Raw genomic sequence first — 25,673 nt, 5'->3', positions numbered from 1 at the left:
CGGTCGACCGCGAAGCATGGGGCGGGAGTAAGTGCTGAAGCACTAACTCCCGCCGACAAAGGAGACATCGGCGTTTGAAGGACATCCTCCACTTCTCGCATGCGAACGGCTTCCCGGCGTCGACGTACCGGACGATCTTCGCCGAACTGGCCGACGACTACGAGTTGCGCTACGTCGAACGGATCGGCCACGACCGCCGCTACCCGGTGACGCGCGACTGGCCGCATCTCGTCGAGCAACTGCTCGACGACATCGGCAGCCGCTACGAGCGTCCGGTCTGGCTCGTCGGCCATTCGCTCGGCGGCTACCTGTCGCTGATGGCCGCGCTGAAGAAGCCGCAGTGGGTGCGCGGCGTCGTGATGATCGATTCGCCGATCATCGCGGGCTGGCGTGCCGGCGCGCTGCGCGCGAGCCAGTGGGCGGGGCTCGACGAGCGGCTGTCGCCGGCCGCGGCGACGCGCAACCGGCGCACCCGCTGGATGAGCCGCGACGAAGTCTGGCGGCACTTCCGCGAGAAGCCCGCGTTCGCGCGCTGGGACGAACGGATGCTGGCCGACTATATCGACTACGGGATTCCGCAGGCCGGCGCCGACGGCGAGCGCGCGCTCGCGTTCGACCGGCAGGTCGAATACCTGATCTACCGGACGCTGCCGCACACGCTCGGCCCGCGGCTCGCGCACGGCGCGCCGGTGCCGCTCGGCTTTCTCGCCGGCACGCGCTCGCGCGAGGTGCGGCAGGTCGGGCTCGATGCGACGCGCCGCGCGACGCGGGGGCGCATCGAATGGCTCGAGGGCAGCCACCTGTTCCCGATGGAGCGGCCGATCGAGACCGCCCGCGCATTGCAGCGGATGCTGAATTCGCTGAAGGCGGAAGAGGGCGGCGTTTCGCAGGCCGGCGCGCCGCTCGCGAAGCGCGCCTGACGTTTCGCCGGGCGGCTGGAACGCCCGCCGGTGGATGCGTGCGGCGCCGACCGGCCGGCCGGTTCGTACCGGCGCGCACGGCCGGCGCGGGTCGGCCCGAACGGGGCGCGATCATCACGCCAATTGCTGAGAGAAGGGCGGGCTTTACGGTATAATCCGTTTTTCCCGCGAGCATCCAGCGATGACCAAATATGTTTTCGTCACCGGCGGCGTAGTTTCTTCCCTTGGCAAGGGCATTGCCGCCGCTTCCCTCGCCGCGATCCTCGAATCGCGCGGTCTGAAAGTCACCCTCCTCAAGCTTGATCCCTACATCAACGTCGACCCCGGCACGATGAGCCCGTTTCAACACGGCGAAGTGTTCGTGACGGAAGACGGAGCGGAGACCGACCTCGACCTCGGCCACTACGAGCGCTTCATCAGCACGAAGATGCGCAAGGCCAACAACTTCACGACCGGCCAGATCTACGAATCGGTGATCCGCAAGGAACGCCGCGGCGACTATCTCGGCAAGACCGTGCAGGTCATTCCGCACATCACGAACGAAATCCAGGCGTTCATCGAGCGCGGGGCCGCATCGGCCACCTGCGGCGAGCCGGACGTCGCGATCGTCGAGATCGGCGGCACGGTCGGCGACATCGAGTCGCTGCCGTTCCTCGAGGCCGCGCGCCAGATGAGCCTGCGCCTCGGCCGCAACAGCGCGTGCTTCGTGCACCTGACGCTCGTGCCGTACGTCGCGACGGCCGGCGAGCTGAAGACGAAGCCGACCCAGCACAGCGTACAGAAGCTGCGCGAGATCGGCATCCTGCCGCACGTGCTGCTGTGCCGTGCGGATCGCCGCATCCCCGACGACGAATCGAAGAAGATCTCGATGTTCTCGAACGTGCCGGAAGACGCCGTGATCTCGGTGTGGGATGCCGACAGCATCTACAAGATTCCGCAGATGCTGCACGACCAGGGCCTCGACCGGATCATCTGCGAAGAGCTGAAGCTGTCGCCGAAGGATGCCGACCTGAGCATGTGGTCGGCGCTCGTCGAGAAGCTCGAGAACCCGAAGCAGGAAGTGACGATCGGCATGGTCGGCAAGTACGTCGACCTGACCGAGTCGTACAAGTCGCTGATCGAGGCGCTGCGCCATGCGTCGATCCACACGTCGACCAAGGTCAACATCGAGTACATCGACTCGGAAGAGCTCGAGACCAATGGCGTCGACAGCCTGAAGCATCTCGACGCCGTGCTGGTGCCGGGCGGTTTCGGCCGTCGCGGCACGGAAGGCAAGATCGCCGCGGTTCGCTACGCGCGCGAGTCGAAGGTGCCGTACCTCGGCATCTGCCTCGGCATGCAGCTCGCGGTGATCGAATTCGCGCGCGACGTCGTCGGCCTGAAGCAGGCGAACAGCACGGAATTCGATCCGGACACGCCGGAGCGTGTGGTCGCGCTGATCACCGAATGGTACGACCGCGAAGGCAAGGTCGAGACGCGCACCGAGGAATCCGACCTCGGCGGCACGATGCGCCTGGGTTCGCAACGCTGCCCGATCAAGCCGGGCACGATGGCGGAAGAAATCTACGGCAAGGACGTGAACGAGCGCCATCGCCACCGTTATGAAGTCAATAACCGCTTCGTGCCCCAGCTCGAAGCCGGCGGCCTTATCATCAGCGCCCGTACCCCGAGCGAGGATCTGCCGGAAATGATGGAGCTGCCGCGTTCGATGCACCCGTGGTTCGTCGGCGTCCAGTTCCATCCGGAATTCACGTCCACGCCGCGTGACGGTCATCCTCTGTTCAAGTCGTTCGTCGAAGCGGCGCTTGCCAACAAGCAAGCGCGCGGAGTGCAAGCATGAAGCTGTGCGATTTCGAGGTCGGTCTCGACCAGCCTTTCTTCCTGATCGCGGGTACCTGCGTCGTCGAATCGGAGCAAATGACGATCGACACGGCGGGCCGCCTGAAGGAGATCTGCGAGAAGCTGAACGTTCCGTTCATCTACAAGTCGTCCTACGACAAGGCGAACCGCAGCTCGGGCAAGTCGTTTCGCGGCCTCGGAATGGACGAGGGGCTGCGGATTCTCGGCGAGGTGAAGCGCCAGCTCGGCCTGCCGGTGCTGACCGACGTGCATTCGATCGACGAGATCGAACAGGTCGCGTCGGTCGTCGACGTGCTGCAGACGCCGGCGTTCCTGTGCCGCCAGACCGACTTCATCCATGCGTGCGCGCGCTCGGGCAAGCCCGTCAACATCAAGAAGGGCCAGTTCCTCGCGCCGCACGACATGAAGAACGTGATCGACAAGGCGCGCGACGCGGCGCGTGACGCGGGGCTGTCGGAAGACCGCTTCATGGCGTGCGAGCGCGGCGTCTCGTTCGGCTACAACAACCTCGTGTCGGACATGCGTTCGCTCGCGATCATGCGCGAGACGAACGCGCCGGTCGTGTTCGATGCGACCCACTCGGTGCAGTTGCCGGGCGGGCAGGGCACGAGCTCGGGCGGCCAGCGCGAATTCGTGCCGGTGCTCGCCCGTGCGGCGGTCGCGACGGGCGTCGCGGGCCTCTTCATGGAAACGCATCCGAATCCGGCCGAGGCGAAGTCGGACGGCCCGAACGCGGTGCCGCTGAACCGGATGGGCGCGTTGCTGGAGACCCTCGTCACGCTCGACCAGGCGGTGAAGCGCAATCCGTTCCTGGAAAACGATTTCAATTAAAGATCGAATGAACCTTGCGACGGCTTCGCGCGTCTGTAGCGAAAGCGGTTCCGGCACGCACGCCGTCGCAGTTTGAAGAATCCATCGTCATTCTCAGAGGAAACCCATGAGTGCAATCGTAGATATCATCGGCCGCGAGATTCTGGATTCGCGCGGCAACCCCACCGTCGAATGCGACGTGCTGCTCGAATCGGGCACGATGGGCCGCGCGGCGGTGCCGTCGGGCGCGTCCACCGGCTCGCGTGAAGCGATCGAACTGCGCGACGGCGAAGCCGGCCGCTACAACGGCAAGGGCGTGCTGAAGGCAGTCGAGCACATCAACACCGAAATCTCCGAAGCCATCATGGGCCTCGACGCGTCGGAACAGGCGTTCCTCGACAAGACGCTGCTCGAGCTGGACGGCACCGACAACAAGTCGCGCCTGGGCGCGAACGCGATGCTGGCCGTGTCGATGGCCGTCGCGAAGGCCGCCGCCGAAGAGGCCGGCCTGCCGCTGTACCGCTACTTCGGCGGTTCGGGTGCGATGCAACTGCCGGTGCCGATGATGAACATCGTCAACGGCGGCGCGCACGCGAACAACAGCCTGGACATCCAGGAATTCATGATCGTTCCGGTCAGCCAGCCGACGTTCCGTGAAGCGCTGCGTTGCGGCGCGGAAGTGTTCCACGCGCTGAAGAAGATCCTGAGCGACCGCGGCATGAGCACGGCCGTCGGCGACGAAGGCGGTTTCGCACCGAACTTCGGCAGCAACGACGAGTGCCTGTCGACGATCCTGCAGGCGATCGAGAAGGCCGGCTACCGTGCGGGCGAAGACGTGCTGCTCGCGCTCGACTGCGCGGCATCCGAGTTCTACCACGACGGCAAGTACCAGCTCGCCGGCGAAGGCCTGCAACTGTCGTCGGCCGAATTCACCGACTACCTCGCGACGCTCGCCGACAAGTTCCCGATCGTATCGATCGAGGACGGCATGCACGAAAGCGACTGGGACGGCTGGAAGCTGCTGACCGATCGTCTCGGCAAGAAGGTGCAGCTGGTCGGCGACGACCTGTTCGTCACGAACACGCGCATCCTGAAGGAAGGCATCGAGAAGGGCATCGCGAACTCGATCCTCATCAAGATCAACCAGATCGGTACGCTGACCGAAACGTTCGCGGCGATCGAAATGGCGAAGCGCGCGGGCTACACGGCCGTGATCTCGCACCGCTCGGGCGAAACGGAAGATTCGACGATCGCGGACATCGCGGTCGGCCTGAACGCCGGTCAGATCAAGACGGGTTCGCTGTCGCGCAGCGACCGCATCTCGAAGTACAACCAGCTGCTGCGCATCGAGGAAGACCTCGGCGACATCGCGAGCTACCCGGGCAAATCGGCTTTCTATAACCTGCGCTAACGCGCTACTATCGGGTTCGTCATCTCGACGCCGCTCTGTGCCTGTGCGCGGAGCGGCGCTTCTTATATCTGCGTCTCTTACATGCGGCTTGTCACTGTCGTCCTGATTGCCTTGCTGGCGCTCATTCAGTACCCCCTATGGTGGGGACACGGCGGCTGGCTGCGGGTGCACGAATTGCGTCAGCAGCTCGACGACCAGCTTCAGAAGAATGCGGACGAGAAGCTGCGCAACGAGCGCACCGCGGGCGAAGTGCAGGATCTGCAGAGCGGCACCGCGGCGATCGAGGAGCGTGCGCGCTACGAGATGGGCATGGTGAAGGACGGCGAAGTATTCGTGCAGTTCGTGTCGCCGAATGCGCCTGCGGGGCCAGTGAACAACACGCCATCGAATACGTCGACGCGCGGCGCGGTTTCGGCGGCGCCGGTGCGGGTCGTGCCGAATCCGCAGTCGATCGCGAAGCCGTCGCGCCATCACGGCGGCGACAAGGGCAAGCCGGCGCATCACTGAGCGCGGTACGTCGAATCCATTGAAAAAGCGCGGGAAATGCCGCGCTTTTTTATTTCCTGCCAGTCAGCAATCGATCGGGCGACGCCGCTCACCACCACCAGCCCGGGTAACCGTAGCTGACGCCCGTGCCCCAGCGATTGCCCCATCCGCCGTAGTACCCGCCGTAGACCGTCACGGGTGGCGGCGAGTAATACGCCCACGCGCGCGCCGCCGCTTCGGCTGCCATCGCGCTGTTCTGTTCGCGCAGCACCTGCTGGTCGATCTCGTCGTAGCGCTTGCGTTCGGCGCTCGACAACACGGGTGGCTGGCCGCCCGACGCGCCCGGTTCGGGCAGGCGGCTCAGGATCGTGGAAGTCGGCGGCGGCATCGCGCAGCCGGCCAGCGCGAGCGTGCCGGCGGCCATGCCCGTCAGGGCGACGCTGCGGATGGTGAGCAAGGGGTGAGGGCGATTCATGTGTTTCTCCTGCGGCGCGCCGACCGTGGGAAAGCGGCTTGCGCCGAAGGCCGGGCCTTGGGCGCCTGAGCCGCGGTGCGGCGCTCGTGCGTCATTATGCGCCCGTGCCGCGCCGGTGGCGGGCACGGGCGCATGGCTCAGTGACGCTGGTCGGTCGCGGGCGCGATGCCGGTTTCGACACCGGGTGCCGCAAACAGTTGCGCGACGTCGACCGGATCGAATTCGTAGCGCTGGTTGCAGAACTCGCAGTGGATCTCGACGTGGCCGCGCTCGACGATCACGCTGTCGACTTCTTCACGACCGAGCATGCGCAGCATCGCACCGACCTTCTCGCGCGAGCACGAACACTGGAAGCGCGTGCCGGCCGGTTCGAAGTGCTGCACGTTTTCCTGCCAGAACAGCCGGCGGAACACGACTTCCGGTTCGACTTCGAGCAGTTCCTTCGCGGACAGCGTGCCGCCGAGCGTGCACACGCGCTCCCACGTGTCGATATCGGTTTCGGCGTTGCGCGGCACGATGCCGCCGTCGCCCGGCAGCTTCTGCAGCAGCATGCCGACCGCGCGGTCGCGATCGGCCGCGAGCCACAGCCGCGTGTCGAGCTGCTCCGAGTGATGCATGTAGTGCTCGAGCACCTGCGACACCGATTCGAGCGGGCCGTCGACGCCGTTCAGCGGCACGATGCCTTGATACGGCTGCTGGCCCGGCAGCTTGTCGGCCGGATCGAGCGTGATCACGCAGCGGCCGTGGCCGCTCGCGTTGACGAGCGACGCGAAACTCGTGTCGTCGCTGATCGTCTGCGCGGCGTCGCCGGAGAACTTCGCGGTGGCCCGCATCGACAGATCGGACCCGCACTGGACGACCAGCATCTGGACCGGCCCGTCGCCGAAGATCTGCATGATCAGGGTGCCGTGAAATTTCAGGTTCGCGGACAGCAGCGCGCATGCGGCCATCATCTCGCCGAGCACCGTGCGCACCGGGGCAGGGTAGTCGCGGCGGGCGAGCACTTCCTGCCACGTGTTGCGCAGCGAAACGATCTCGCCGCGCACGGGCGCCGCATTGAACATGAATTTCTGTAACTGGTCGCTCACTCTTCTTCCTTGAAATCCGTGCGAATCACCCGATCCGCACGAGTTGCTCCTTGAAATGCGCACGTCGCTCGACATACGTCTTCGCGTTCGCGCGCAGCCGCGCGACGTCTTCGGCCGACAGCTCGCGCACGACTTTCGCCGGTGCGCCGAGAATCAGCGAATTGTCCGGGAACGTCTTGCCTTCCGTCACGACCGCGCCGGCACCCACCAGACAGTTGCGGCCGATGACCGCTCCATTCAAGACCACCGCCTGAATCCCGATCAGCGAACCTTCGCCGATCGTGCAGCCGTGCAGCATCGCCTGGTGCCCGATCGTCACGTTCTCGGCAATCGTCAGCGGAAAGCCGGGGTCGGTATGCAGGACCGCGCCTTCCTGGACGTTGCTGCCGGCGCCGACCGTGATCGTCTCGTTGTCGCCGCGAATCGTCGCGCCGAACCACACGCTCGCGTTTTCCTCGAGCACGACCTTGCCGATGATGGCCGCCGTATCGGCGACGAATACGCTTTCGTGGATCGTCGGGGCCGTCTCGCCCAGCTTGTAGATCGTCACGGAGTCTCCTTGTCTCTTCGATGATGGGCGCCGGTAGAATGGCGCGTCCGGTTTGCCCCGGCGCCTGGCGCCGCGGAACAAACGCATATTGTAAACCGTCGCGTGCCGATGCTCCCGCGATGCGTACGCAAGGTGTCCCCGTTTATGAGCATGGAGTCTTCTTCTTTCGACCAGCCGCAGGCCTGTGTGCGCAGCGTGGCGCTCGATGCGCTGCGTATTGCCGAGCCGGCGGCCAAGGCCGCGCGAGTGCGCGCGCTGCACGATGCGCTGCGCGCCGGGCAGGCGGCGATCGCGCCGGCGCTCCAGTTGCGCGAACCGGCCGGTCTGCCCGGGCGCCCGGCGCGGCCCCCGCTGGTCGAGCCGCGCGAGCTGCAGCGGCGCAGCATGCGATCGCCCGAAGGGCGCGCCGTGCTGCTGCACGCGCTCGCCCATATCGAGTTCAACGCGATCAACCTGGCGCTCGACGCGGTCTGGCGCTTCGCGGACATGCCCGACGCGTTCTATGCGGACTGGCTGAAGGTCGCGGCCGAGGAGGCCTATCACTTCACGCTGCTGTCCGACCGGCTCGCCGACGGCTTCGGGCATGCGTACGGCGATTTTCCCGCGCATAACGGGCTATGGGAGATGTGCAAGCGGACCAAGGACGATGTGCTCGCGCGCATGGCGCTCGTGCCGCGCACGCTCGAGGCGCGCGGGCTGGACGCCTCGCCACCGATCCGCGCGCGGCTCGTGCAGGCGGGCGACGACGCGTCGGCTGCGATCCTGGACGTGATCCTGCGCGACGAAATCGGCCACGTCGCGATCGGTAACCGCTGGTTCCGCCATCTGTGCGACGCAGCCGGGCGCGACCCCGTGCCGACCTATCGGCAGCTCGCCGAGCAATACCATGCGCCGCGGCTGCGCGGCCCGTTCAATTTCGATGCGCGACGCGATGCCGGCTTCGAGCAGGCCGAACTCGACGAACTGGCCGCGCAGGACGCGGCGGACGGGCGCACCGCGCATTAGCCGGATCGCGTGCGGCTGCGTCGGGTGGGCCGCCTGCTTGCGCGCCCGATCGACAGCCTCTTTCCGCCTGGCGCCGTACGGCCTCGCTGCTAGAGCGGTACCTCGATTGCCGGCCGCCGGAACTGGAGCATCGCCGCTATAATCGAACGACCATTCTTTTTTTGGCGGTGGCAATGAGTGCGTCGAGTTCTGTTTCCGATTTCGTCACGGTGCGCGGCGTCCAGCTGCATGTGCGGCGCTGGGGCCGGCCCGATGCGCCGACGCTGTTCATGCTGCACGGCTGGATGGACGTTGCGGCGTCGTTCCAGTTCGTCGTCGATGCACTCGCGGGCGACTGGCAGGTGATCGCGCCCGATGCGCGCGGCTTCGGGCTGTCCGACTGGCCGGTCGCGCGGCAGGGTGGCGGCCACTACTGGTTCCACGAATACCTGGGCGACCTCGATGCGCTCGTCGACCGCTACGCGCCAACCGGCGAGGTCAACCTGGTCGGACACAGCATGGGCGCGAACGTCGTGTGCCTGTATGCCGGCGCCCGGCCGGAACGCGTGCGCCGCGTGGTCGATCTCGAAGGGTTCGGGCTCGCGCCGGCCCGCGCCGAACAGGCGCCGCGCCGGCTGCGCGGCTGGCTCGACGAGCTGCGCGAGCCGCCCGCGCTGCGGCCGTACGCATCCCTCGACGACGTGGCGGCGCGCCTGATCAAGACCAATCCGCGGCTCGATCCGCGCCGCGCCGCGTTTCTGGCCGCGCACTGGTCGAAACGCGGCGACGACGGCCTCTACCATCTGCTCGCCGACCCGGCGCACAAGATGCCGGGCCCGCTGCTGTACCGGCTCGACGAAGTGATGGCGACCTGGAAGCAGGTGCGCGCAAAGGTGCTGCACGTCGAGGCCGTCAATTCTCCGACGCTCGCGCACCTGGCCGGCGACATCCCGCTGCCCGAATTCAAGGCGCGCTTCAACGCGTTCCCCGACTGGCGCGAGAAGCTCATCGAGGATGCCGGCCACATGGTGCATCACGACCAGCCCGAGCAGATCGCGGCGTTGATCGAGGCGTTCTGCGCATAGGCGCGTGGCACGGGCGGCACGGCAGGCGAGCGGCGCAATTGCCGCGTTGCAGTAGAATGAGGCCTTACCTGCCATGCCGACAATGAACGCCGATCTCCACTGCCATTCCAATGTTTCCGACGGGTTGCTGTCGCCTGCCGACGTCGCGCGCCGCGCGCATGCGGGCGGGGTGACCCTGTGGGCGCTGACCGACCACGACGAGATCGGCGGCCAGGCGGCGGCGCGCAGCGAGGCGGAAGCGCTCGGCATGCGCTACCTGAGCGGCGTCGAGATTTCGGTCACGTGGGCATCGCGCACCGTGCACATCGTCGGTCTGCACATCGATCCCGCCCATCCGGCGCTGGTCGACGGCCTGTATCGCACGCGCCACGGCCGTGCGGCGCGCGCGGTGGCGATCGCGGAGCAACTCGCGACGCTCGGCATCCCCGGCGCGTACGAAGGTGCACTCAAATACGTATCGAATCCCGACCTGATCTCGCGCACGCACTTCGCGCGTTTTCTCGTCGAGAACGGCCACGCCGAATCGACGTCGGACGTGTTCGATCGCCTGCTCGGCGATGGCAAGCCCGGCTTCGTCCCGCACCGCTGGGCGTCCCTGTCCGACGCGGTTGGCTGGATTCGCGCGGCAGGCGGCGAAGCGGTGGTCGCGCATCCGGGCCGCTATCGCTATACGCCGGTCGAATTCGACGCGTTCTTCGGCGAGTTCATCGATCTCGGCGGCCGCGCGATCGAGGTCATCACGGGCAGCCATACGCCCGACCAGTACCGCGAATACGCGGACGTTGCGCGCCGCTTCGGCTTCGAAGTGTCGCGCGGCTCGGATTTCCACGCACCGGGCGAGGGCCGCATCGAGCTCGGCAGCCTGCCGCCGTTGCCGCCCGACCTGACACCGGTCTGGGAGCGCTGGCTCTGACGCCGGGCGGCTTCGGCCCGCCCGCGTTGCCGTTGATGCGCACATCCGACTTCTCCCTCTTTACGTGTCCCCATGTCCCAGTTCTTCAGGATTCATCCGGATAATCCGCAGCCGCGCCTGATCAAGCAGGCGGTGGAGATCGTCAGCAAGGGCGGCGTGATCGCGATGCCGACCGATTCGAGCTATGCGCTCGCGTGCCATCTCGACGACAAGGATGCGGTCGAGCGCGTGCGGCGGATTCGCGGCCTCGACGAGAAGCAGCACCTGTCGCTGCTCGTGCGCGACCTGTCGGAGCTCGCCAACTTCGCGATGGTCGACAACCGCCAGTACCGGCAGATCAAGTCGGTGACGCCGGGCCCGTACGTGTTCATCCTGCAGGCGACGAAGGAAGTGCCGCGTCGGCTGTCGCACCCGTCGCGCAAGACGATCGGGCTGCGCGTGCCGGATCACGCGATCACGCTCGCGCTGCTGGAGTCGCTCGGCCAGCCGCTGCTCGGCACGACGCTGATCCTGCCGCCGGACGACGAACCGCTGAACGATCCCGAGGAAATCCGCACGCGGCTCGAGAAACAGGTCGACCTCGTGATCGACGGCGGCGCGTGCCCGCGCGAACCGTCGACGGTGATCGACCTGACCGGCGATGCGCCCGAACTCGTCCGCGCGGGGCGCGGTGCGCTCGAACCGTTTGGACTCTCGGCCGCATGACCCGCGGTGTCATTTTTGCGCGAGTGCGCTTGTTACAATAACGCGATATGGATGCTTCCCTGATACAGACCATCGCCGTCTACGCGCTGCCCGTGATCTTCGCGATCACGCTGCACGAGGCCGCGCATGGCTACGCCGCGCGCCTGCTCGGCGACAACACCGCCTACGCGATGGGGCGCGTGTCGTTCAATCCGATGCGCCACATCGACCCGCTCGGCACGATCGCGATTCCGCTCGCGATGTATTTCCTGACCGGCGGCGCATTCCTGTTCGGCTATGCGAAGCCCGTGCCGGTGTCGTTCGGCAACCTGCGCAATCCGCGCTGGGGCAGCCTGTGGGTCGCGCTCGCGGGCCCGGCCTGCAACTTCGTGCAGGCGCTCGTCTGGGGCCTGCTGACCCTGGTGCTGCCGGCCGTCGGCGTCGACGAGCCGTTCTTCACGCGGATGGCGTTCGCCGGCGTCAGCGCGAACCTCGTGCTCGGCGTGCTGAACCTGTTTCCGCTGCCGCCGCTCGACGGCGGCCGCATCCTGGCGGCGCTGCTGCCGACCAGGCAATCGATCGCGCTGTCGCGCATCGAGCCGTACGGTTTCATCATCGTCCTCGTGCTCGTCACGACGGGCGTGCTGACGAACTTCTGGCTGCGTCCGCTCGTCAACGTCGGCTACGCCGTCCTGAGCGCCATCCTGTCTCCCTTCGCCTCGCTTTTCTAACGACAATCATGTTCCCAGAACGTATTTTCTCCGGCATGCGACCCACCGGGTCGCTGCACCTCGGTCATTACCACGGCGTGCTGAAAAACTGGGTGAAGCTGCAGTCCGAGTACCCGTGCTTCTTCTGCGTCGTCGACTGGCATGCGCTGACGACGCACTACGAGACGCCCGAGGTCATCGAGAAGAACGTGTGGGACGTGCTGATCGACTGGCTCGCGTCCGGCATCGATCCGGCGCAGGCGACGCTGTTCATCCAGAGCAAGGTGCCCGAGCACGCGGAACTCGCGCTGCTGCTCGGCATGAGCACGCCGCTCGGCTGGCTCGAGCGCGTGCCGACCTACAAGGAGCAGATGGAGAAGCTGAAGGACAAGGATCTGTCCACCTACGGCTTCCTCGGCTACCCGGTGCTGATGGCCGCCGACATCCTGCTGTATCGCGGCTCGCTGGTGCCGGTCGGCGAGGACCAGGTGCCGCACGTCGAGATGACGCGCGAGATCGCGCGCCGCTTCAACTACCTGTACGGCCGCGAGCCCGGTTTCGAGGAGAAGGCGCTCGAAGCCGCGAAGAAGCTCGGCGGCAAGCGCGCGAAGCTCTATCACGAGCTGCGCAACGCGTATCAGCAGGAAGGCGACGACGAGGCGCTCGAACAGGCGCGCGCGATGCTGCAGGAATCGCAAAGCCTGTCGATGAGCGACCGCGAGCGCCTGTTCGGCTATCTCGAAGGCGCGCGCAAGATCATCCTGGTCGAGCCGCAGGCGCTGCTGACCGAAGCGTCGCGGATGCCGGGTCTCGACGGGCAGAAGATGTCCAAGTCGTACGGCAACACGATCGGCCTGCGTGAAGACGCCGACACGATCACGAAGAAGGTCCGCACGATGCCGACCGATCCCGCACGCGTGCGCCGCACCGATCCGGGCGATCCCGACAAGTGCCCGGTGTGGCAGCTTCACCAGGTCTACACGGACGAAGCGACGCACGAATGGGTGCAGAAGGGCTGCCGCTCGGCGGGTATCGGCTGCCTCGACTGCAAGCAGCCGGTCGTCGAAGGCATCCTGCGCGAACAGCAACCGATGCTCGAGCGCGCGCAGAAGTACATGGACGATCCGTCGCTGCTGCGCGCGATCGTCGCGGACGGTTGCGACAAGGCGCGCAAGTACGCGACGGAAACGATGCGCGACGTGCGCGACGCGATGGGTCTGTCGTACAACTGATCCGGCGCATGAGCGAATCCGTCATCGCCGCCGCGGGCGGCCACGTCGGCCAGGCCGAGCCGTCGCGCTGGGTCGCGCAATGGGCGCGGCTCGTGCCGGCCGGCGGGGCGGTGCTGGACGTTGCCGCGGGCGGTGGTCGCCACGCGGGCTGGTTCGCGTCGCGCGGGCATCCGGTCGTCGCGCTCGACCGTGATCCGGCCGCGCTGGCCGCGTTGCGCGCGATTCCCGGCGTCGACGCCCGCGCGGCCGATCTCGAAGGCGCGCCATGGCCGCTGCCGGCCGGCGAGCGGTTTGCGGCCGTGATCGTCACGAATTACCTGCATCGTCCGCTCTGGCCCCATCTGCTCGATGCCGTGGCGCCGGGCGGCGTGCTGATTTACGAAACTTTCGCGCAAGGAAACGAAACGGTCGGAAAACCGTCCAACCCCGCGTTCCTGCTCGCCCGGGGCGAGTTGCTGGACGCGGTGCACGGCCGCCTGCGGGTGGTCGCGTACGAGGACGGTTTCGTCGCCGCGCCGCGCGAGGCATTCGTCCAGCGTCTCTGCGCAGTGCGCGAGGGCGCGACCCCGAAGGCGGGGGCGGGAATTCCACGTTACGAACTGCCCGGCTAATCCGCTACAATCTCAACGTTTACCGGTACACAATCAATCGCGTTTCATGGCTAACGGCACCCAAGACGGCATTCAAATCCGCGGCAGCATCCCCGCGATCGTCACCCCGATGCTCGAAGACGGCAGTCTCGACCTGCCGGCGTTTCGCAAACTGGTCGACTGGCACATCGCGGAAGGCACCGACGCGCTCGTCGTCGTCGGTACGAGCGGCGAGTCGGCAACGCTCAGCGTCGAAGAGCACATCCTGATGATCCGCACGGCGGTCGAGCATGCGGCGAAACGCATCCCGATCATCGCGGGCGCGGGCGGCAATTCGACCGCCGAGGCGATCGAGCTGACGAAGCACGCGAAAGCCGTCGGCGCGGACGCGACGCTGCAGGTCGTGCCGTACTACAACAAGCCGACGCAGGAAGGCATGTACCGCCACTTCCGGACGATCGCCGAAGCGGTCGACCTGCCTGTGATCCTGTACAACGTGCCGGGCCGGACGGTCGCGGACATGACGCACGAGACGACGCTGCGCCTCGCGGAAGTCCCGGGCATCATCGGCGTGAAGGAAGCGACCGGCAACATCGATCGCGCCGCGCACCTGATCAAGGCCGCACCGAAGCATTTCGCGATCTACAGCGGCGACGATCCGACCGCGATCGCGCTGATGCTGCTCGGCGGCCACGGCAACATCTCAGTGACCGCGAACGTCGCGCCGCGCGCGATGAGCGAGCTGTGCCGCGCGGCGCTGGCCGGCGACGTGCAGACGGCCCGCGCGCTGCACATGAAGCTGCTGTCGCTGCACAAGAACCTGTTCATCGAAGCGAACCCGATCCCGGTGAAGTGGGCGTTGCAGGCGATGGGCAAGATGCAGGGCGGCATCCGGCTGCCGCTCACGGCGCTCGACGAGCGCTGCCACGATGCCGTGCGTTCGGCCCTCGTCGAGGCCGGCGTCCTCTGATGCCGAGGCGGCCGCGTCCTGCGGCCGCCGGCTCGACCCCTGATCAACCCGCACCGGCCGGCTCCGTCCGGCGCCGCTCCTGACGAGCGTTCTAGCAAGACGAAGGATTTCATGAAACGTTTCGCCTTTTCCTCTCGCGCCATCCAGTTGTCGGTGGTGGCGCTGGCGCTGGGCGCGCTCGCTGGCTGCGATACGCTGAACGACTACCTGGCCCCTGACCGGGTCAATTACAAGAACACCGGCTCGGCGCCGCCGCTCGCGGTGCCGAGCGACCTGAAGCCGGTGCAGACGACGCAGCAGTTTGTCGCGCCGCCGACCAACGCCGGGCTCGGCACGCTGCCGCCGCGGGCCACGACGCAGGCCGGCAATGCGACCGACGGCATCCCGAGCGCGCAGGATCCGCTCGGCATGCACATCGAGCGCGACGGCGATCGCCGCTGGCTCGTCGTCGACGGCCGGACGCCCGAGCAGCTGTGGCCGATCCTGAAGGAATTCTGGCAGGAAAACGGCTTCTCGCTGAAGACCGATGCGCCGTCGACGGGCATCATGGCCACCGACTGGGCCGAGAACCGCGCGAACATTCCGGACGACTGGTTCCGCCGCACGATCGGCCGGGTCATCGATTTCGCCTATTCGTCGGGCACGCGCGACCGCTTCCGCACGCTCGTGAACCGCACGTCGGACGGCAACACCGACATCTCGATCACGCACAGCGCGATGGAAGAAATGATGGTCGGCCCGCAGGGCGGTACGTCGTCGCGCTGGGAAGAACGTCCGCGCAATCCGGTGCTCGAAGCCGTGTTCCTGTCGAAGCTGATGCAGAAGTTCGGCCTGACCGACGCCCAGGCGAAGCAGCTGTTGACCGATGCGCGTCCCGCGACGGCGCCCGCGCAGGTCAGCGATACGAGCGGCGGCGCGGCGACGCTGCAGCTGGCCGAGTCGTTCGACCGCGCATGGCTGCGCGTGGGTCTGGCGCTCGACCGGACCAACTTCACGGTCGACAATCGCGACCGCGAGAAGGGCATGTACACCGTGCGCTATGCGAATTCGATGGAAGAGCTCAAGCGTGACGGCCTGTTCGGCAAGCTGTTCTACGGCGGCCCGTCGGCAGCCAAGCCGGGCAAGGAATACCTGATCAACGTGCGCGCGCAGGGCAACGGCGGCACGCAGGTCGCGGTGGTCGGCGCGAACGGCCAGGTCGACAACTCGTCGGACGCGCAGCGGCTCATTTCGCTGCTGCACGCGCAGCTGAACTGAGCGCGTGCGATTCGCCAGCCTCGGAAGCGGCAGCGAAGGCAACGCGCTGGTCGTCGAGGCCTCGAGCGGCACGACGACCACCCGCGTGCTGCTCGACTGCGGCTTTTCTGCCAAGGAGGTCGAGCGCCGGCTCGGCCGACTGAATCTCTGCATCGCCGATCTCGATGCGATCCTCATCACCCACGAACACAGCGACCACGTCGGCAGCGCGCTGACGCTTGCGCGCCGCGCGTCGTTGCCGCTCCACATGAGCTGGGGCACCGCGCGCGCGGTCGGCGCGGACGAGGCCGATGTCGATCTCCACGTGCTGTGGGGCGACGAGACGGCCGCGATAGGCGATCTCGCCGTGATGCCCTATACGGTTCCCCACGACGCGCGGGAACCGCTCCAGTTCGTCTTCATGGACGGAAACCGCCGGCTCGGCGTGCTGACGGACGTCGGGATGGCCACGCCGCACATCACGGCCGTCCTGAGCGGCTGTGACGCGCTGGTGCTCGAATCCAACCACGATACCGCGATGCTGGCCGCCAGCCGCTATCCGCAGTCGCTGAAGGCGCGGATCGGCGGCAACCACGGCCATCTGAGCAACGCCGCCGCGGCCGACATCCTCGCGTCGCTGGAACGCAGCCGTTTGCAGCACCTGGTCGCGGCCCATCTGAGCCAGCAGAACAATCTGCCGGAACTGGCCCGCCAGGCGTTTGGCGGCGTACTCGGGACGGACGGCGAAGACGTGGTCGTGGCCTCGCAGGACGCGGGCTTCGACTGGCTGATGCTCGGATGAGCGGAGCGGGGCTGCCGCGGCGGCCCGAAGCGGCTGCCGGGCGCTCGATTCGCAAGCGGCAGACGTAAAAAAACCGGCCCTCGGGCCGGTTTTTTTCAGCTGATGCTGAAGGCTTACTGGCTTGCGCCCGAAGCCGGAGCAGCCGTCGCTGCCGAAGCAGCCGACGCCACTGCAGCAGCAGCGTCGCTCGCAGCAGCCGTTGCCGACGAAGCAGCAGCCGAAGCGTCGCTCGCAGCACCAGCAACTGCCGAAGCAGCCGACGAAGCAGCAGCAGCCGCGTCGCTTGCAGCCGACGAAGCAGCTTGATCAGCGCTCTTGTTGCAAGCAGCCAGTGCAACAGCAGCCAACAGGGAAGCTACGAGGAGGGATTTCTTCATGATCACGTCCTTTTATGGTTAAAGGTAAGCAACAGCGCGAAACAATACCGGTAATGTGCTCCAACACCGACCTGGGCCGCTGGTGGAGATGCACTTCTTAGAGCGTGAATCTTCCCTACGGCTTGGGCGGAAATTATATGCACTTTCCTATCGACCGTCGACAAATGCGGGGTCAATACGTTGTCTTTCCCATACAGAATTTGATCTGTACGGGCATACGGGGCGACTCACACTAATTCCGGTTTCCGACCCGTATCCAGCCCGCACGATACCACTCGTGCAACAAGGCTGTCATCGAAGGAACCCGGGATAGTGTTACAAACCGTTTCGCCTCCATCTGACGTTGATTGGCCAGTTCGGGCAGCCATTCCCCGGCTTCCTCGAGCGGTCCTTCCTCGCCATTAATGAAGTACGAGCGCGCGTTATACATCAATGCGGCCCTTCTGTCGAGACGCACGCCACGGCGTGACGCCTGCGTGACGAACGCGGCCTCGGACAGCGGGCGCTCGGGCGGGTCGAAAACGACGTTCGATTTCGGCTCGCTCAGGTAGCAGCCGAGGAATTCGGCGACGTCGCGCTTGCGCCAGCGGATCGCGTCGACGATCTCCGCCACGCGTTCGACCATCGCCGGCGGCAGTTGCGCGGGCGCATCGACGGCCGGCTGCTTCGGATCGCGGTAGAGATCGTCGCCCCCGCGTGGCGCAGGCCGCCGCGTTCCGCGAGGTAGTACAGGAACTGGGCGCCCAGCTCGCCGGCGGACGGGGCCCGGAAGCCGATCGAGCAGGTCATGCACTCGCCTTCGGCCACGCCGTCGTGCGCGATGTGAGGTGGCAGGTACAGCATGTCGCCGGGCTCCAGCACCCATTCGTCGCTCGGCTCGAAGTTTTCGAGGATCTTCAGCGGCACGTCCGGCTGCAGCGACAGATCCTTCTGCGCGCCGACCCGCCAGCGGCGCCGGCCTTCGACCTGCAGCAGGAACACGTCATACGAGTCGAAGTGCGGGCCGACGCCGCCGCCGTCCGTCGCATACGAGATCATCAGGTCGTCCAGCCGCGCGTCCGGGATGAAACGGAACCGGTCGAGCAGCGCGCGCGCCGCGTCGACGTGCAGGTCGAGCCCCTGCACGAGCAGGGTCCAGGATTTGTGCGTGACGGCAGGCAGCGCGTCGGGCTCGAACGGACCGTGCGCCAGTTGCCACTTGTTACGAAAATGGGTGATCAATCGTGATTCCGCGTCATAGTCGGCGGCGAGCTCGAACAAGGCATCGCGCGTGACCGGCGACGCGACGCCGGGGATCGCCTGGCGGATCAGCAGCGGCTTCTTTTGCCAGTAGCCGCGCATGAATTGCGCCGGCGTGAGGCCGCCGAGCAGCGGCGTGGGAAGATCGGAGGGCGGCGCGCCGAGCGGGGCGGCAGCGGTATCCCGCGGTTCGGCTTGAGACCGGTTGCGCATCGTATAATGAGACTTGTATTTGGGAGAATTGGATGAAAATCGCAAAAAACACCGTCGTGTCGGTCACTTACAAGCTGTCGGACGCACAGGGCAATCTGATCGAGGAAAGCGACGAGCCGATGGTCTATCTGCACGGCGGCTATGATGGCACGTTCCCCAAGATCGAGGAACAGCTCGACGGCCACGAGGCAGGCTACCAGGCGCAGATCCAGCTCGAGCCGGAAGACGCGTTCGGCGACTACGATCCCGAGCTCGTGAAGATCGAGCCGCGCGACCGTTTTCCCGAGCCGCTCGAAGTGGGCATGCAGTTCGAAGGCACGCCGGAAGACGGTGACGAGGAAGCCGATTCGCTGATCTATACGGTCACCGATATCGCCGAAGACAAGGTCGTGCTGGACGGCAATCACCCGCTGGCGGGCATGGCGCTGCGTTTCGCGCTGACCGTGAAGGACGTTCGCGAAGCCACCGAAGACGAAATCGAGCACGAGCATGCGCATGGCGCGGAAGGGCTCGAGATCGTCGACGAGGATGACGACGAAGACGGCGAAGCGCCGTCAGGGCGTACGCTGCACTGAGCTTGCCGGCAGGCCCGGCGCCGGCCCCGATGCGGGGGGCGGTGCCGGCCACGACGCGCCGCCCGGTGCGGCGCCGTCACCCTGTAACGGCGGCGCGACCGACGACGCGTCGGGCAGTGCCGGCAGCGCGGGGATTTCCGGCATCTGCGGCAGTGGCACGTCGTCGCGCGGCACGAGCGGCAGCGTGGGCGGCACCGGCAGGTTCTTCGGCACCTCCTGCAGGCTGACGTTGAAGATCGTCTGCCGTGCCGGCGATACGCTCACCTTCACCCACTGATTCGCCGGATGGCGCGGTCCGATCGCGACGCGCGTCACGTTTCCTACCAGCTCACCATCGTCGGCATGCAGCGGACGGTCGATCAGAAAGCCGTTCGCCAGCGGTTCGCCGCTCGCGTGCATCACCAGAATGGGGCCGCGGAACGTCGTCGCCGCCTTCACCAACGTTCGTTTCAGTTCGCGGAAGCCATCACGCACGCGCGGCCGGTTGAAACGCAGCCAGGCAAAGCGTTCCGCCCGTTCATAGCGTTCGAACTGCGGATCGCCTTCGAACATCACGACCATCGCGCGCGCTTCGCGCCGCTTCGCATACTCGGCCGCGTGATCGATCCAGAAGCTGTTCGCGATGATGCGGTCCTCGAATTCGCCGTTGCGGCCGCCCGCGGTCAAATAATGGTTGTTCGGCGCCGGCGCATTGAGTGCGACGTACACGATGTCGTCGCGCATCCAGCGTGCGTTCTCGCGATACGGCCGGAACCGTGCGACTTCGCTCTCCCGCGTGATCTGCAGTGCACCGGGGTCGGGCAGTGCCGAATCGGCGAGCAGCGTCTGCCGCAGGAAGTCGAGCCGCTCGACCGGGTCGTAGCCGCCGCCGGCCGCGGTATTGCAGGCGATCCAGTCGTCGTGGCCGGGAATGAATACGAGCGGCACGCGCGCCGCATCCAGGATCGCCCCGCGCTGCGAATACAGCGCGTCGCGGCATGCTTCCTTCGAGCCTTTGAGATCGCCTGCGTAGACGACGAACGCGAGATTGCGCTCGCGCGCGATCGCATCGAGCAGCCGCTGCGCAGCCGGTTCGTCCGCCGGAGCATTGATGACGCCCGACACGACCGCGAACGAGTAGGGCGCGGCGCTGCGCTTGGGCGGCGCGGCCAGTGCACCGGCCTGCGCCAGCGCAAGCACCGCCGCGACGAGTGCAGCGGCGGCGCGGGCCGGCAGGCCCCGCGGCATGCGCTTACGCGTGCCCGTCGGCATCGTGCGACCGGACCAGCGTGCGCAATTCATACAGCAGGTCGAGCGCCTCGCGCGGCTTCAGATCGTCGGGATCGATGTCGCGCAGTTTTTCGAGCGCCGGATGCGGCGTGTCGGGCAATGCCGACGCGTCCGCGCATTCGAGATCGTCGATGGCCGCGGGCGGCGCGCTGAACAAGTCGAGTTGCGGCGTGTGCTGGGATGCCGACTGCTGTTCGAGATACGCGAGGTGCTTGCGCGCGGCGCGGATCACCGGTGCCGGGACGCCCGCGAGTTGCGCAACCTGGAGGCCGTAGCTCTGGTTCGCCGGGCCTTCGTTGACCGCGTGCAGGAACACGATGCCGTGGCCGTGCTCGACAGCCGACAGGTGGACGTTGGCCGCTTGCGGGAATTCGGCCGGCAGTTGCGTCAGCTCGAAGTAGTGCGTCGCGAACAGCGTGTAGCACGCGTTGTGCGCCAGCAGGTGGCGCGCGATGGCCCAGGCGAGCGCAAGGCCGTCGAAGGTCGACGTGCCGCGGCCGATCTCGTCCATCAGCACGAGGCTTTGCGGTGTCGCGTCGTTGAGGATCGCCGCCGCTTCGGTCATCTCGACCATGAAGGTCGAGCGGCCGCCCGCGAGATCGTCGGCCGCGCCGATGCGCGTGAAGATCCGGTCGATCGGGCCGAAGCATGCCGACTTCGCCGGCACGTAGCTGCCGACGTACGCCATCAGCGCGATCAGCGCGGTCTGCCGCATGAACGTTGACTTACCGCCCATGTTCGGCCCGGTGATCAGCAGCAGCTTGCGCTCGGTGCCGAATCGGCAGTCGTTGGCGATGAACTGCTCGACCTGCGCTTCGACGACCGGGTGGCGGCCCTGTTCGATTTCGATGCCGATCTCGTCGGTGAAGGTCGGCGCGACCCAGTCGAGCGCCCGTGCGCGTTCGGCGAAGGCGGCGAGCAAGTCGAGCTCGGCGAGGGCCGAGGCGACGCGCTGGCATTCGGGGATGAACGGCAGCAGCGCCTGCAACACCGAGTCGTACAGCGCGCGCTCGCGCGCCAACGCGCGTTCCTGCGCGGACAGCGCCTTGTCCTCGAAGGTCTTCAGTTCCGGCGTGATGTAGCGCTCGGCGTTCTTCAGTGTCTGGCGGCGGCGGTAATCGTCGGGCACCTTGTCGGTCTGGCCGCGCGTGACCTCGATGTAGAAGCCGTGCACCTTGTTGTATTCGACGCGCAGGTTCGCGATGCCGGTGCGCGCGCGCTCGCGCGCTTCGAGATCGATCAGGAACTGCCCGCAGTTCTCCGAAATGTCGCGCAGTTCGTCGAGCTCGGCATCGTAGCCACGTGCGATCACGCCGCCATCACGCACCATCGCGGCCGGCTCGGGGGCGATCGCACTCGTCAGCAGGTCGAGGCATTCGGCAGGGGGCGCGAGCGCCGCGTCGACGCGCGCGAGCGCATCCGCGTTCGCGACGATCGCGCCGATGCGCTCGCGCAGCGCCGGCAGCGCGGCGAACGTGTCGCGCAGGCTCGACAGGTCGCGCGGGCGCGCGGACAGCAGCGCGAGCCGCCCGGTGATCCGTTCGACGTCGGCGATCTGGCGCAGCGCACTGCGCAGCGCATCGAGGCTCGCGTTGGCCGGTGCATCGAGCAGCGCGCCGATCGCCTGCTGGCGCGACTGCGCGGCGACCGACGCGCGCGGCGGGTGATGCAGCCAGTGACGCAACAGGCGGCTGCCCATCGTCGTGCAGCAGGTGTCGAGCAGCGAATACAGCGTGGGCGACTCGGTGCCGCGCAGCGTTTCGGTCAATTCGAGGTTGCGGCGCGTGGCCGGGTCGAGCCCGATGTATTCGGTTTCGTTCTCCACCTTCAGGCTGCGCACGTGCCGCAGTTGCTGGCCTTGCGTGGCCGCGGCATAGAGCAGCAGCGCGCCGGCCGCGCCGCACGCGCTCGTCAGCGAATGCGCGCCGAAGCCGTCGAGGCTCGCGACGTCGAGCTGATCGCACAGGCGCTGCGTGCCCGACGCGATGTCGAAGTGCCAGGCCGGCACGCGCTTGCTTGCGCCCGCGCCGGCGGGAATGGCGTCGGTTGCGCCGTCCGGCGTCAGGATTTCGGCCGGCCGGATGCGTTCGAGCGCGGCGGCAAGCTGATCGGGCTCGATTTCGGCGAGCCGCAATGCGCCGCTCGCGAGGTTCAGCCATGCGAGGCCGATATTGACCGCGACGCCGCGCTTGTTGTGGCCGGTACACATCGCGAGAAGGTAGACGTCGTTCTTGTCGGACAGCAGCGCGGCATCGGTCAAGGTGCCGGGCGTGACGACGCGCACGACCTTGCGCTCGACCGGGCCTTTCGACGTGGCGGGGTCGCCGATCTGCTCGCAGATCGCGACCGATTCGCCCATCTTCACGAGCTTCGCCAGATACTGCTCGACCGCGTGATGCGGGACGCCGGCCATCTTGATCGGCGTGCCGGCCGACGCACCGCGCTGCGTGAGGGTCAGGTCGAGCAGGCGTGCCGCTTTTTCCGCGTCCTCGAAGAACAGCTCGTAGAAGTCGCCCATCCGGTAGAAGACGAGCGTGTCCGGATGATCGGCCTTAATGCGCAGGTACTGCTGCATCATTGGGGTATGGCCTGCGAAGGCTTCGGGCGACAGCGTGGTCATAGGTCAGGCATGAAGTTGTTGCTTGGGTTGCCCGAGTTTACCAGTGGCTTCGACGTCCACGCGCGAAGTTCGCCGTTTGGCCGATGGCCGGTGATGCCGGGTCGTCGCGATTTGACGGATGTACTCGCCCGACTGCCCACCCACGAAGCGTCCGGGATCGCCGGGCCGCTCCCGCGGCGTCGGGCATCCGGCGCCACCAAGCTGGCAAGACGGGTTCACTTACAATCAGCAGAATGCGCTCGCCGTTTCCGGGAGCAACCTTGGCCATGCCTGTATCGGCGACCTCGATGTCGTCTCTCCGGCGACGGCGCCTCGATTACCGTGCGGCAACAGGAGAACCTCGATGATCAAAGTCAGTGTCATGTACCCGTACGCCGCAGGCGCGCGCTTCGACCATGCTTACTACCGCGATACGCACATGCCAATGGTGAAACAGCGGCTCGGCGCGGCATGCCTGTACTACACGGTGGACAAGGGTATCGCAGGCGGCGCTCCCGGCGCGGACCCTGTTTACGTCGCCAAGTGTGACTTCGTCTGCACTTCCGTCGAAGCTTTCCGGGCAGCCCGCGATCCGCACGCGCAGGAGATCATGGCCGACATCGCCAATTACACGGATATACGCCCCGTGCTGCAAATCAGTGAGGTGGTCGTGGAGCGTTCGGAAGGCTAACCAGGGTTCGGATATCGCCAGGCATCGCATCCGCGTATGACGCAGCGCCCGCGCTATCGTGGCGCGGGTCGCGCTCGCTTGGCCTGATCGGGTACGCTTGCCGCCGCGGAAAGGGCGGTACGAAATTCCGTGCGTCGAGCCACGAATGAAGCGTCCATGAAGCCACGGCGGGGCAGGCCGGCGGCGCTCGGGTCACGAACCTGCGCGCCCCGACCCGCCACCGCAGGTCAGGACGCGTGCCCCGACGTCAGACTGAGCGCCACCGCCTGCGCGACTTCGATGCCGTCGATCGCCGCCGAATAGATGCCGCCCGCATATCCCGCGCCTTCGCCGGCCGGATACAGGCCTTCGATGTTCATGCTCTGGTAGTCGTCCTTGCGTCGAATCCGGATCGGCGACGACGTGCGCGTCTCCACGCCGGTGAGCACGGCGTCGTGCATCGCGAAGCCGGCGATCTTCTTGTCGATCTCGGGCAGCGCTTCGCGGATCGCCTCGATCACATAGTCGGGCAGCGCGGTGCTGAGATCGGTCGGATTCACGCCGGGCTTGTACGACGGCTCCACGGAACCGAGCGACGTCGACGGCCGGCCCGCGATGAAATCGCCGACCAGCTGGCCCGGCGCGCGGTAGTCGCCACCGCCGAGCTCGAACGCGCGTTCTTCCCATTTGCGCTGGAACGCGATGCCCGCGAGCGGGCCGCCCGGATAGTCGTCCGGCGTGATGCCGACGACGATGCCCGCGTTCGCATTGCGCTCGGCGCGGGAATACTGGCTCATCCCGTTGGTGACGACACGGCCCGGCTCCGACGTCGCGGCGACCACCGTGCCGCCCGGGCACATGCAGAAGCTGTAGACCGCGCGCCCGTTGCTGCAGTGGTGGACCACCTTGTAGTCGGCCGCGCCGAGCTGCTTGTGGCCCGCGAACTTGCCGAAGCGGCTGCGATCGATCAGCCCCTGCGGATGCTCGATGCGGAAACCCAGCGAGAACGGCTTCGCCTCGATGTAGACGCCGCGGTCGTGCAGCATCTGGAACGTGTCGCGCGCGCTGTGGCCCACGGCCAGCACCACGCGGTCGCACCGCAGCGTTTCGCCGTTCGACAGCTTGAGCGCGCGCACCTTGCCCTGGTCGATTTCGATGTCGTCGACGCGGGTTTCGAAACGCACTTCGCCACCGAGTTCGTGGATCGACGCGCGCATTTTTTCCACCATGCTGACGAGGCGGAACGTGCCGATGTGCGGGCGGCTCAGATACAGGATGTCCTCGGGCGCGCCGGCCTTGACGAATTCGTCCAGCACCTTGCGGCCATAGTGGTTCGGATCCTTGATCTGGCTGTACAGCTTGCCGTCGGAAAACGTCCCCGCGCCGCCTTCGCCGAACTGCACGTTGGATTCGGGATTGAGCACGCTCTTGCGCCACAGGCCGAAGGTGTCCTTGGTGCGCTCGCGCACGGCCTTGCCGCGTTCGAGGATGATGGGACGGAACCCCATCTGCGCGAGGATCAGCCCCGCGAACAGTCCGCACGGCCCCATGCCGATGACGACCGGGCGCAGGAAGTCGGCGTGTTCGGGCGCCTTCGTGACGAAGTGGTACGCCATGTCGGGCGTCACGCCGCAATGCGGCTTGCCGGCGATGCGCTTGAGCGCGGCCGCTTCGTCCTTGACTTCGATATCGACGATATACGTGAGCTTGATGTCGGCACGCTTGCGCGCGTCGTGCGCGCGGCGGAACACGGTGTAACGGAGCAGTTCGTCTGGCGCCACGCCGAGCTCCGCGAGGCGCGCGCGAATCGCGGCCTCGAGCGCGCTCTCGGGGTGGTCGAGGGGGAGTTTAATTTCGCTTAGCCGTAACATGGGGACTCGGATGCGATTGCCACGGCGCCGTGGCGGTGTTGATACAGGCGGGGC

Annotated in this window: 24 protein-coding genes and 2 pseudogenes; 18 read left to right on the top strand and 8 right to left on the bottom strand. The window is 66.8% G+C overall.

The window, feature by feature from the left end; genetic code table 11:
• Positions 1-74 precede the first annotated feature (74 nt).
• The 5 genes from SY91_RS13745 (at position 75) to ftsB (ending at position 5,508) form a co-directional block, all read left to right on the top strand.
• Entirely contained in the window at positions 75-920 is an 846-nt protein-coding gene (locus SY91_RS13745) for an alpha/beta fold hydrolase (protein ID WP_034174518.1), read from the top strand.
• A 181-nt stretch (positions 921-1,101) separates the two neighbouring features.
• Positions 1,102-2,760: a CTP synthase gene (locus SY91_RS13740; protein ID WP_006478404.1), complete on the top strand. Its 1,659-nt coding sequence runs from the start codon at positions 1,102-1,104 to the stop codon at positions 2,758-2,760.
• Positions 2,757-3,611 (top strand): 3-deoxy-8-phosphooctulonate synthase, encoded by an 855-nt coding sequence (kdsA, locus tag SY91_RS13735; RefSeq protein ID WP_011549472.1) that lies wholly within the window; start codon positions 2,757-2,759, stop codon positions 3,609-3,611. The genes SY91_RS13740 and kdsA overlap by 4 nt, the downstream gene beginning before the upstream one ends.
• Positions 3,612-3,717: 106 nt before the next feature.
• The gene (gene eno / locus SY91_RS13730; protein WP_006478406.1) at positions 3,718-5,001 is read left to right on the top strand and encodes a phosphopyruvate hydratase; all 1,284 of its coding nucleotides are present in this window, start codon (positions 3,718-3,720) and stop codon (positions 4,999-5,001) included.
• Between the two features lie 81 nt (positions 5,002-5,082).
• Positions 5,083-5,508, top strand: coding sequence for a cell division protein FtsB (ftsB, locus tag SY91_RS13725; RefSeq protein WP_006478407.1), 426 nt, complete (start codon positions 5,083-5,085; stop codon positions 5,506-5,508).
• 88 nt (positions 5,509-5,596) lie between these two features.
• Here the strand turns inward: ftsB and SY91_RS13720 are convergent, their stop codons facing one another.
• The 3 genes from SY91_RS13720 to SY91_RS13710 form a co-directional block, all read right to left on the bottom strand.
• Entirely contained in the window at positions 5,597-5,962 is a 366-nt protein-coding gene (locus tag SY91_RS13720; RefSeq protein WP_023475916.1) for a hypothetical protein, read from the bottom strand.
• A 137-nt stretch (positions 5,963-6,099) separates the two neighbouring features.
• Positions 6,100-7,050: an Hsp33 family molecular chaperone HslO gene (gene hslO / locus SY91_RS13715; RefSeq protein WP_012328811.1), complete on the bottom strand. Its 951-nt coding sequence runs from the start codon at positions 7,048-7,050 to the stop codon at positions 6,100-6,102.
• A 25-nt stretch (positions 7,051-7,075) separates the two neighbouring features.
• Complete coding sequence (locus SY91_RS13710; protein ID WP_006478410.1) at positions 7,076-7,600, bottom strand: gamma carbonic anhydrase family protein; 525 nt, start codon at positions 7,598-7,600, stop codon at positions 7,076-7,078.
• A gap of 144 nt (positions 7,601-7,744) precedes the next feature.
• On the opposite strand from SY91_RS13710, the gene SY91_RS13705 reads away from it, so the two are divergent.
• From SY91_RS13705 to SY91_RS13655, 11 genes are all read left to right on the top strand, one after another.
• Positions 7,745-8,605 carry a ferritin-like domain-containing protein gene (locus SY91_RS13705; RefSeq protein WP_023475917.1) on the top strand — a complete coding sequence of 287 codons (861 nt, stop codon included), beginning with the start codon at positions 7,745-7,747 and terminating at the stop codon, positions 8,603-8,605.
• Between the two features lie 173 nt (positions 8,606-8,778).
• Positions 8,779-9,669, top strand: a complete 891-nt coding sequence (locus SY91_RS13700) for an alpha/beta fold hydrolase (RefSeq protein ID WP_006478412.1) — start codon at positions 8,779-8,781, stop codon at positions 9,667-9,669.
• Between the two features lie 82 nt (positions 9,670-9,751).
• Entirely contained in the window at positions 9,752-10,582 is an 831-nt protein-coding gene (locus SY91_RS13695) for a 3',5'-nucleoside bisphosphate phosphatase (protein ID WP_043887388.1), read from the top strand.
• 72 nt (positions 10,583-10,654) lie between these two features.
• A complete protein-coding gene (locus SY91_RS13690; protein WP_006478414.1) occupies positions 10,655-11,287 on the top strand; it encodes an L-threonylcarbamoyladenylate synthase in 633 nt (210 codons plus the stop codon).
• Between the two features lie 47 nt (positions 11,288-11,334).
• Positions 11,335-11,997: a site-2 protease family protein gene (locus SY91_RS13685; RefSeq protein ID WP_011549479.1), complete on the top strand. Its 663-nt coding sequence runs from the start codon at positions 11,335-11,337 to the stop codon at positions 11,995-11,997.
• A gap of 8 nt (positions 11,998-12,005) precedes the next feature.
• Positions 12,006-13,208, top strand: a complete 1,203-nt coding sequence (locus SY91_RS13680; RefSeq protein ID WP_012328807.1) for a tryptophan--tRNA ligase — start codon at positions 12,006-12,008, stop codon at positions 13,206-13,208.
• An 8-nt stretch (positions 13,209-13,216) separates the two neighbouring features.
• Positions 13,217-13,819, top strand: coding sequence for a class I SAM-dependent methyltransferase (locus tag SY91_RS13675; protein WP_023475919.1), 603 nt, complete (start codon positions 13,217-13,219; stop codon positions 13,817-13,819).
• Positions 13,820-13,865: 46 nt separating this feature from the next.
• Complete coding sequence (dapA, locus tag SY91_RS13670) at positions 13,866-14,768, top strand: 4-hydroxy-tetrahydrodipicolinate synthase (RefSeq protein ID WP_011549481.1); 903 nt, start codon at positions 13,866-13,868, stop codon at positions 14,766-14,768.
• A 111-nt stretch (positions 14,769-14,879) separates the two neighbouring features.
• Positions 14,880-16,025 carry an outer membrane protein assembly factor BamC gene (gene bamC / locus SY91_RS13665; protein ID WP_006478417.1) on the top strand — a complete coding sequence of 382 codons (1,146 nt, stop codon included), beginning with the start codon at positions 14,880-14,882 and terminating at the stop codon, positions 16,023-16,025.
• A 4-nt stretch (positions 16,026-16,029) separates the two neighbouring features.
• Complete coding sequence (locus SY91_RS13660) at positions 16,030-16,806, top strand: MBL fold metallo-hydrolase (RefSeq protein ID WP_043887375.1); 777 nt, start codon at positions 16,030-16,032, stop codon at positions 16,804-16,806.
• Positions 16,807-16,908: 102 nt separating this feature from the next.
• Complete coding sequence (locus SY91_RS13655; protein ID WP_006487056.1) at positions 16,909-17,112, top strand: hypothetical protein; 204 nt, start codon at positions 16,909-16,911, stop codon at positions 17,110-17,112.
• Here SY91_RS13655 and SY91_RS35480 read toward each other — a convergent pair.
• Both SY91_RS35480 and SY91_RS13650 read right to left on the bottom strand, forming a co-directional pair.
• A pseudogene (locus SY91_RS35480) lies at positions 17,113-17,359 on the bottom strand (hypothetical protein). It abuts the gene before it with no gap.
• 56 nt (positions 17,360-17,415) lie between these two features.
• Positions 17,416-18,635 (bottom strand): annotated as a pseudogene (locus tag SY91_RS13650) (JmjC domain-containing protein).
• A 32-nt stretch (positions 18,636-18,667) separates the two neighbouring features.
• On the opposite strand from SY91_RS13650, the gene SY91_RS13645 reads away from it, so the two are divergent.
• Positions 18,668-19,210, top strand: a complete 543-nt coding sequence (locus tag SY91_RS13645) for a peptidylprolyl isomerase (RefSeq protein ID WP_011694320.1) — start codon at positions 18,668-18,670, stop codon at positions 19,208-19,210.
• Here SY91_RS13645 and SY91_RS13640 read toward each other — a convergent pair.
• Both SY91_RS13640 and mutS read right to left on the bottom strand, forming a co-directional pair.
• On the bottom strand, positions 19,190-20,437 hold the full coding sequence (locus tag SY91_RS13640; protein ID WP_023475921.1) for a hypothetical protein: 1,248 nt from the start codon (positions 20,435-20,437) through the stop codon (positions 19,190-19,192). The two genes, SY91_RS13645 and SY91_RS13640, sit on opposite strands and share 21 nt — an antisense overlap.
• A gap of 4 nt (positions 20,438-20,441) precedes the next feature.
• Positions 20,442-23,099 (bottom strand): DNA mismatch repair protein MutS, encoded by a 2,658-nt coding sequence (mutS, locus tag SY91_RS13635; protein ID WP_043887377.1) that lies wholly within the window; start codon positions 23,097-23,099, stop codon positions 20,442-20,444.
• A gap of 343 nt (positions 23,100-23,442) precedes the next feature.
• On the opposite strand from mutS, the gene SY91_RS13630 reads away from it, so the two are divergent.
• The gene (locus SY91_RS13630) at positions 23,443-23,769 is read left to right on the top strand and encodes an EthD family reductase (RefSeq protein ID WP_043887379.1); all 327 of its coding nucleotides are present in this window, start codon (positions 23,443-23,445) and stop codon (positions 23,767-23,769) included.
• 227 nt (positions 23,770-23,996) lie between these two features.
• Here the strand turns inward: SY91_RS13630 and SY91_RS13625 are convergent, their stop codons facing one another.
• Positions 23,997-25,619: an NAD(P)/FAD-dependent oxidoreductase gene (locus SY91_RS13625; protein WP_023475924.1), complete on the bottom strand. Its 1,623-nt coding sequence runs from the start codon at positions 25,617-25,619 to the stop codon at positions 23,997-23,999.
• Between the last annotated feature and the right edge of the window lie 54 nt (positions 25,620-25,673).

Source organism: Burkholderia cenocepacia (assembly GCF_014211915.1).
GTDB classification, from domain to species: Bacteria; Pseudomonadota; Gammaproteobacteria; order Burkholderiales; family Burkholderiaceae; genus Burkholderia; species Burkholderia orbicola.
The sequence above is the reverse complement of the archived record's forward strand: the minus strand, read 5'-3'. Positions and strand labels throughout refer to the sequence as shown.

Excerpts from the sequence above, each read along its gene's own strand:
- SY91_RS13740 (WP_006478404.1), top strand. The coding sequence starts at position 1,102 with ATGACCAAATATGTTTTCGTCACCGGCGGCGTAGTTTCTTCCCTTGGC.
- kdsA (WP_011549472.1), top strand. The coding sequence starts at position 2,757 with ATGAAGCTGTGCGATTTCGAGGTCGGTCTCGACCAGCCTTTCTTCCTG.
- eno (WP_006478406.1), top strand. The coding sequence starts at position 3,718 with ATGAGTGCAATCGTAGATATCATCGGCCGCGAGATTCTGGATTCGCGC.
- ftsB (WP_006478407.1), top strand. The coding sequence starts at position 5,083 with ATGCGGCTTGTCACTGTCGTCCTGATTGCCTTGCTGGCGCTCATTCAG.
- SY91_RS13720 (WP_023475916.1), bottom strand. The coding sequence starts at position 5,962 with ATGAATCGCCCTCACCCCTTGCTCACCATCCGCAGCGTCGCCCTGACG.
- SY91_RS13705 (WP_023475917.1), top strand. The coding sequence starts at position 7,745 with ATGAGCATGGAGTCTTCTTCTTTCGACCAGCCGCAGGCCTGTGTGCGC.
- SY91_RS13700 (WP_006478412.1), top strand. The coding sequence starts at position 8,779 with ATGAGTGCGTCGAGTTCTGTTTCCGATTTCGTCACGGTGCGCGGCGTC.
- SY91_RS13695 (WP_043887388.1), top strand. The coding sequence starts at position 9,752 with ATGAACGCCGATCTCCACTGCCATTCCAATGTTTCCGACGGGTTGCTG.
- SY91_RS13690 (WP_006478414.1), top strand. The coding sequence starts at position 10,655 with ATGTCCCAGTTCTTCAGGATTCATCCGGATAATCCGCAGCCGCGCCTG.
- SY91_RS13685 (WP_011549479.1), top strand. The coding sequence starts at position 11,335 with ATGGATGCTTCCCTGATACAGACCATCGCCGTCTACGCGCTGCCCGTG.
- SY91_RS13680 (WP_012328807.1), top strand. The coding sequence starts at position 12,006 with ATGTTCCCAGAACGTATTTTCTCCGGCATGCGACCCACCGGGTCGCTG.
- SY91_RS13675 (WP_023475919.1), top strand. The coding sequence starts at position 13,217 with ATGAGCGAATCCGTCATCGCCGCCGCGGGCGGCCACGTCGGCCAGGCC.
- dapA (WP_011549481.1), top strand. The coding sequence starts at position 13,866 with ATGGCTAACGGCACCCAAGACGGCATTCAAATCCGCGGCAGCATCCCC.
- bamC (WP_006478417.1), top strand. The coding sequence starts at position 14,880 with ATGAAACGTTTCGCCTTTTCCTCTCGCGCCATCCAGTTGTCGGTGGTG.
- SY91_RS13655 (WP_006487056.1), top strand. The coding sequence starts at position 16,909 with ATGCTGAAGGCTTACTGGCTTGCGCCCGAAGCCGGAGCAGCCGTCGCT.
- SY91_RS13645 (WP_011694320.1), top strand. The coding sequence starts at position 18,668 with ATGAAAATCGCAAAAAACACCGTCGTGTCGGTCACTTACAAGCTGTCG.
- SY91_RS13640 (WP_023475921.1), bottom strand. The coding sequence starts at position 20,437 with ATGCCGCGGGGCCTGCCGGCCCGCGCCGCCGCTGCACTCGTCGCGGCG.
- mutS (WP_043887377.1), bottom strand. The coding sequence starts at position 23,099 with ATGACCACGCTGTCGCCCGAAGCCTTCGCAGGCCATACCCCAATGATG.
- SY91_RS13630 (WP_043887379.1), top strand. The coding sequence starts at position 23,443 with ATGATCAAAGTCAGTGTCATGTACCCGTACGCCGCAGGCGCGCGCTTC.
- SY91_RS13625 (WP_023475924.1), bottom strand. The coding sequence starts at position 25,619 with ATGTTACGGCTAAGCGAAATTAAACTCCCCCTCGACCACCCCGAGAGC.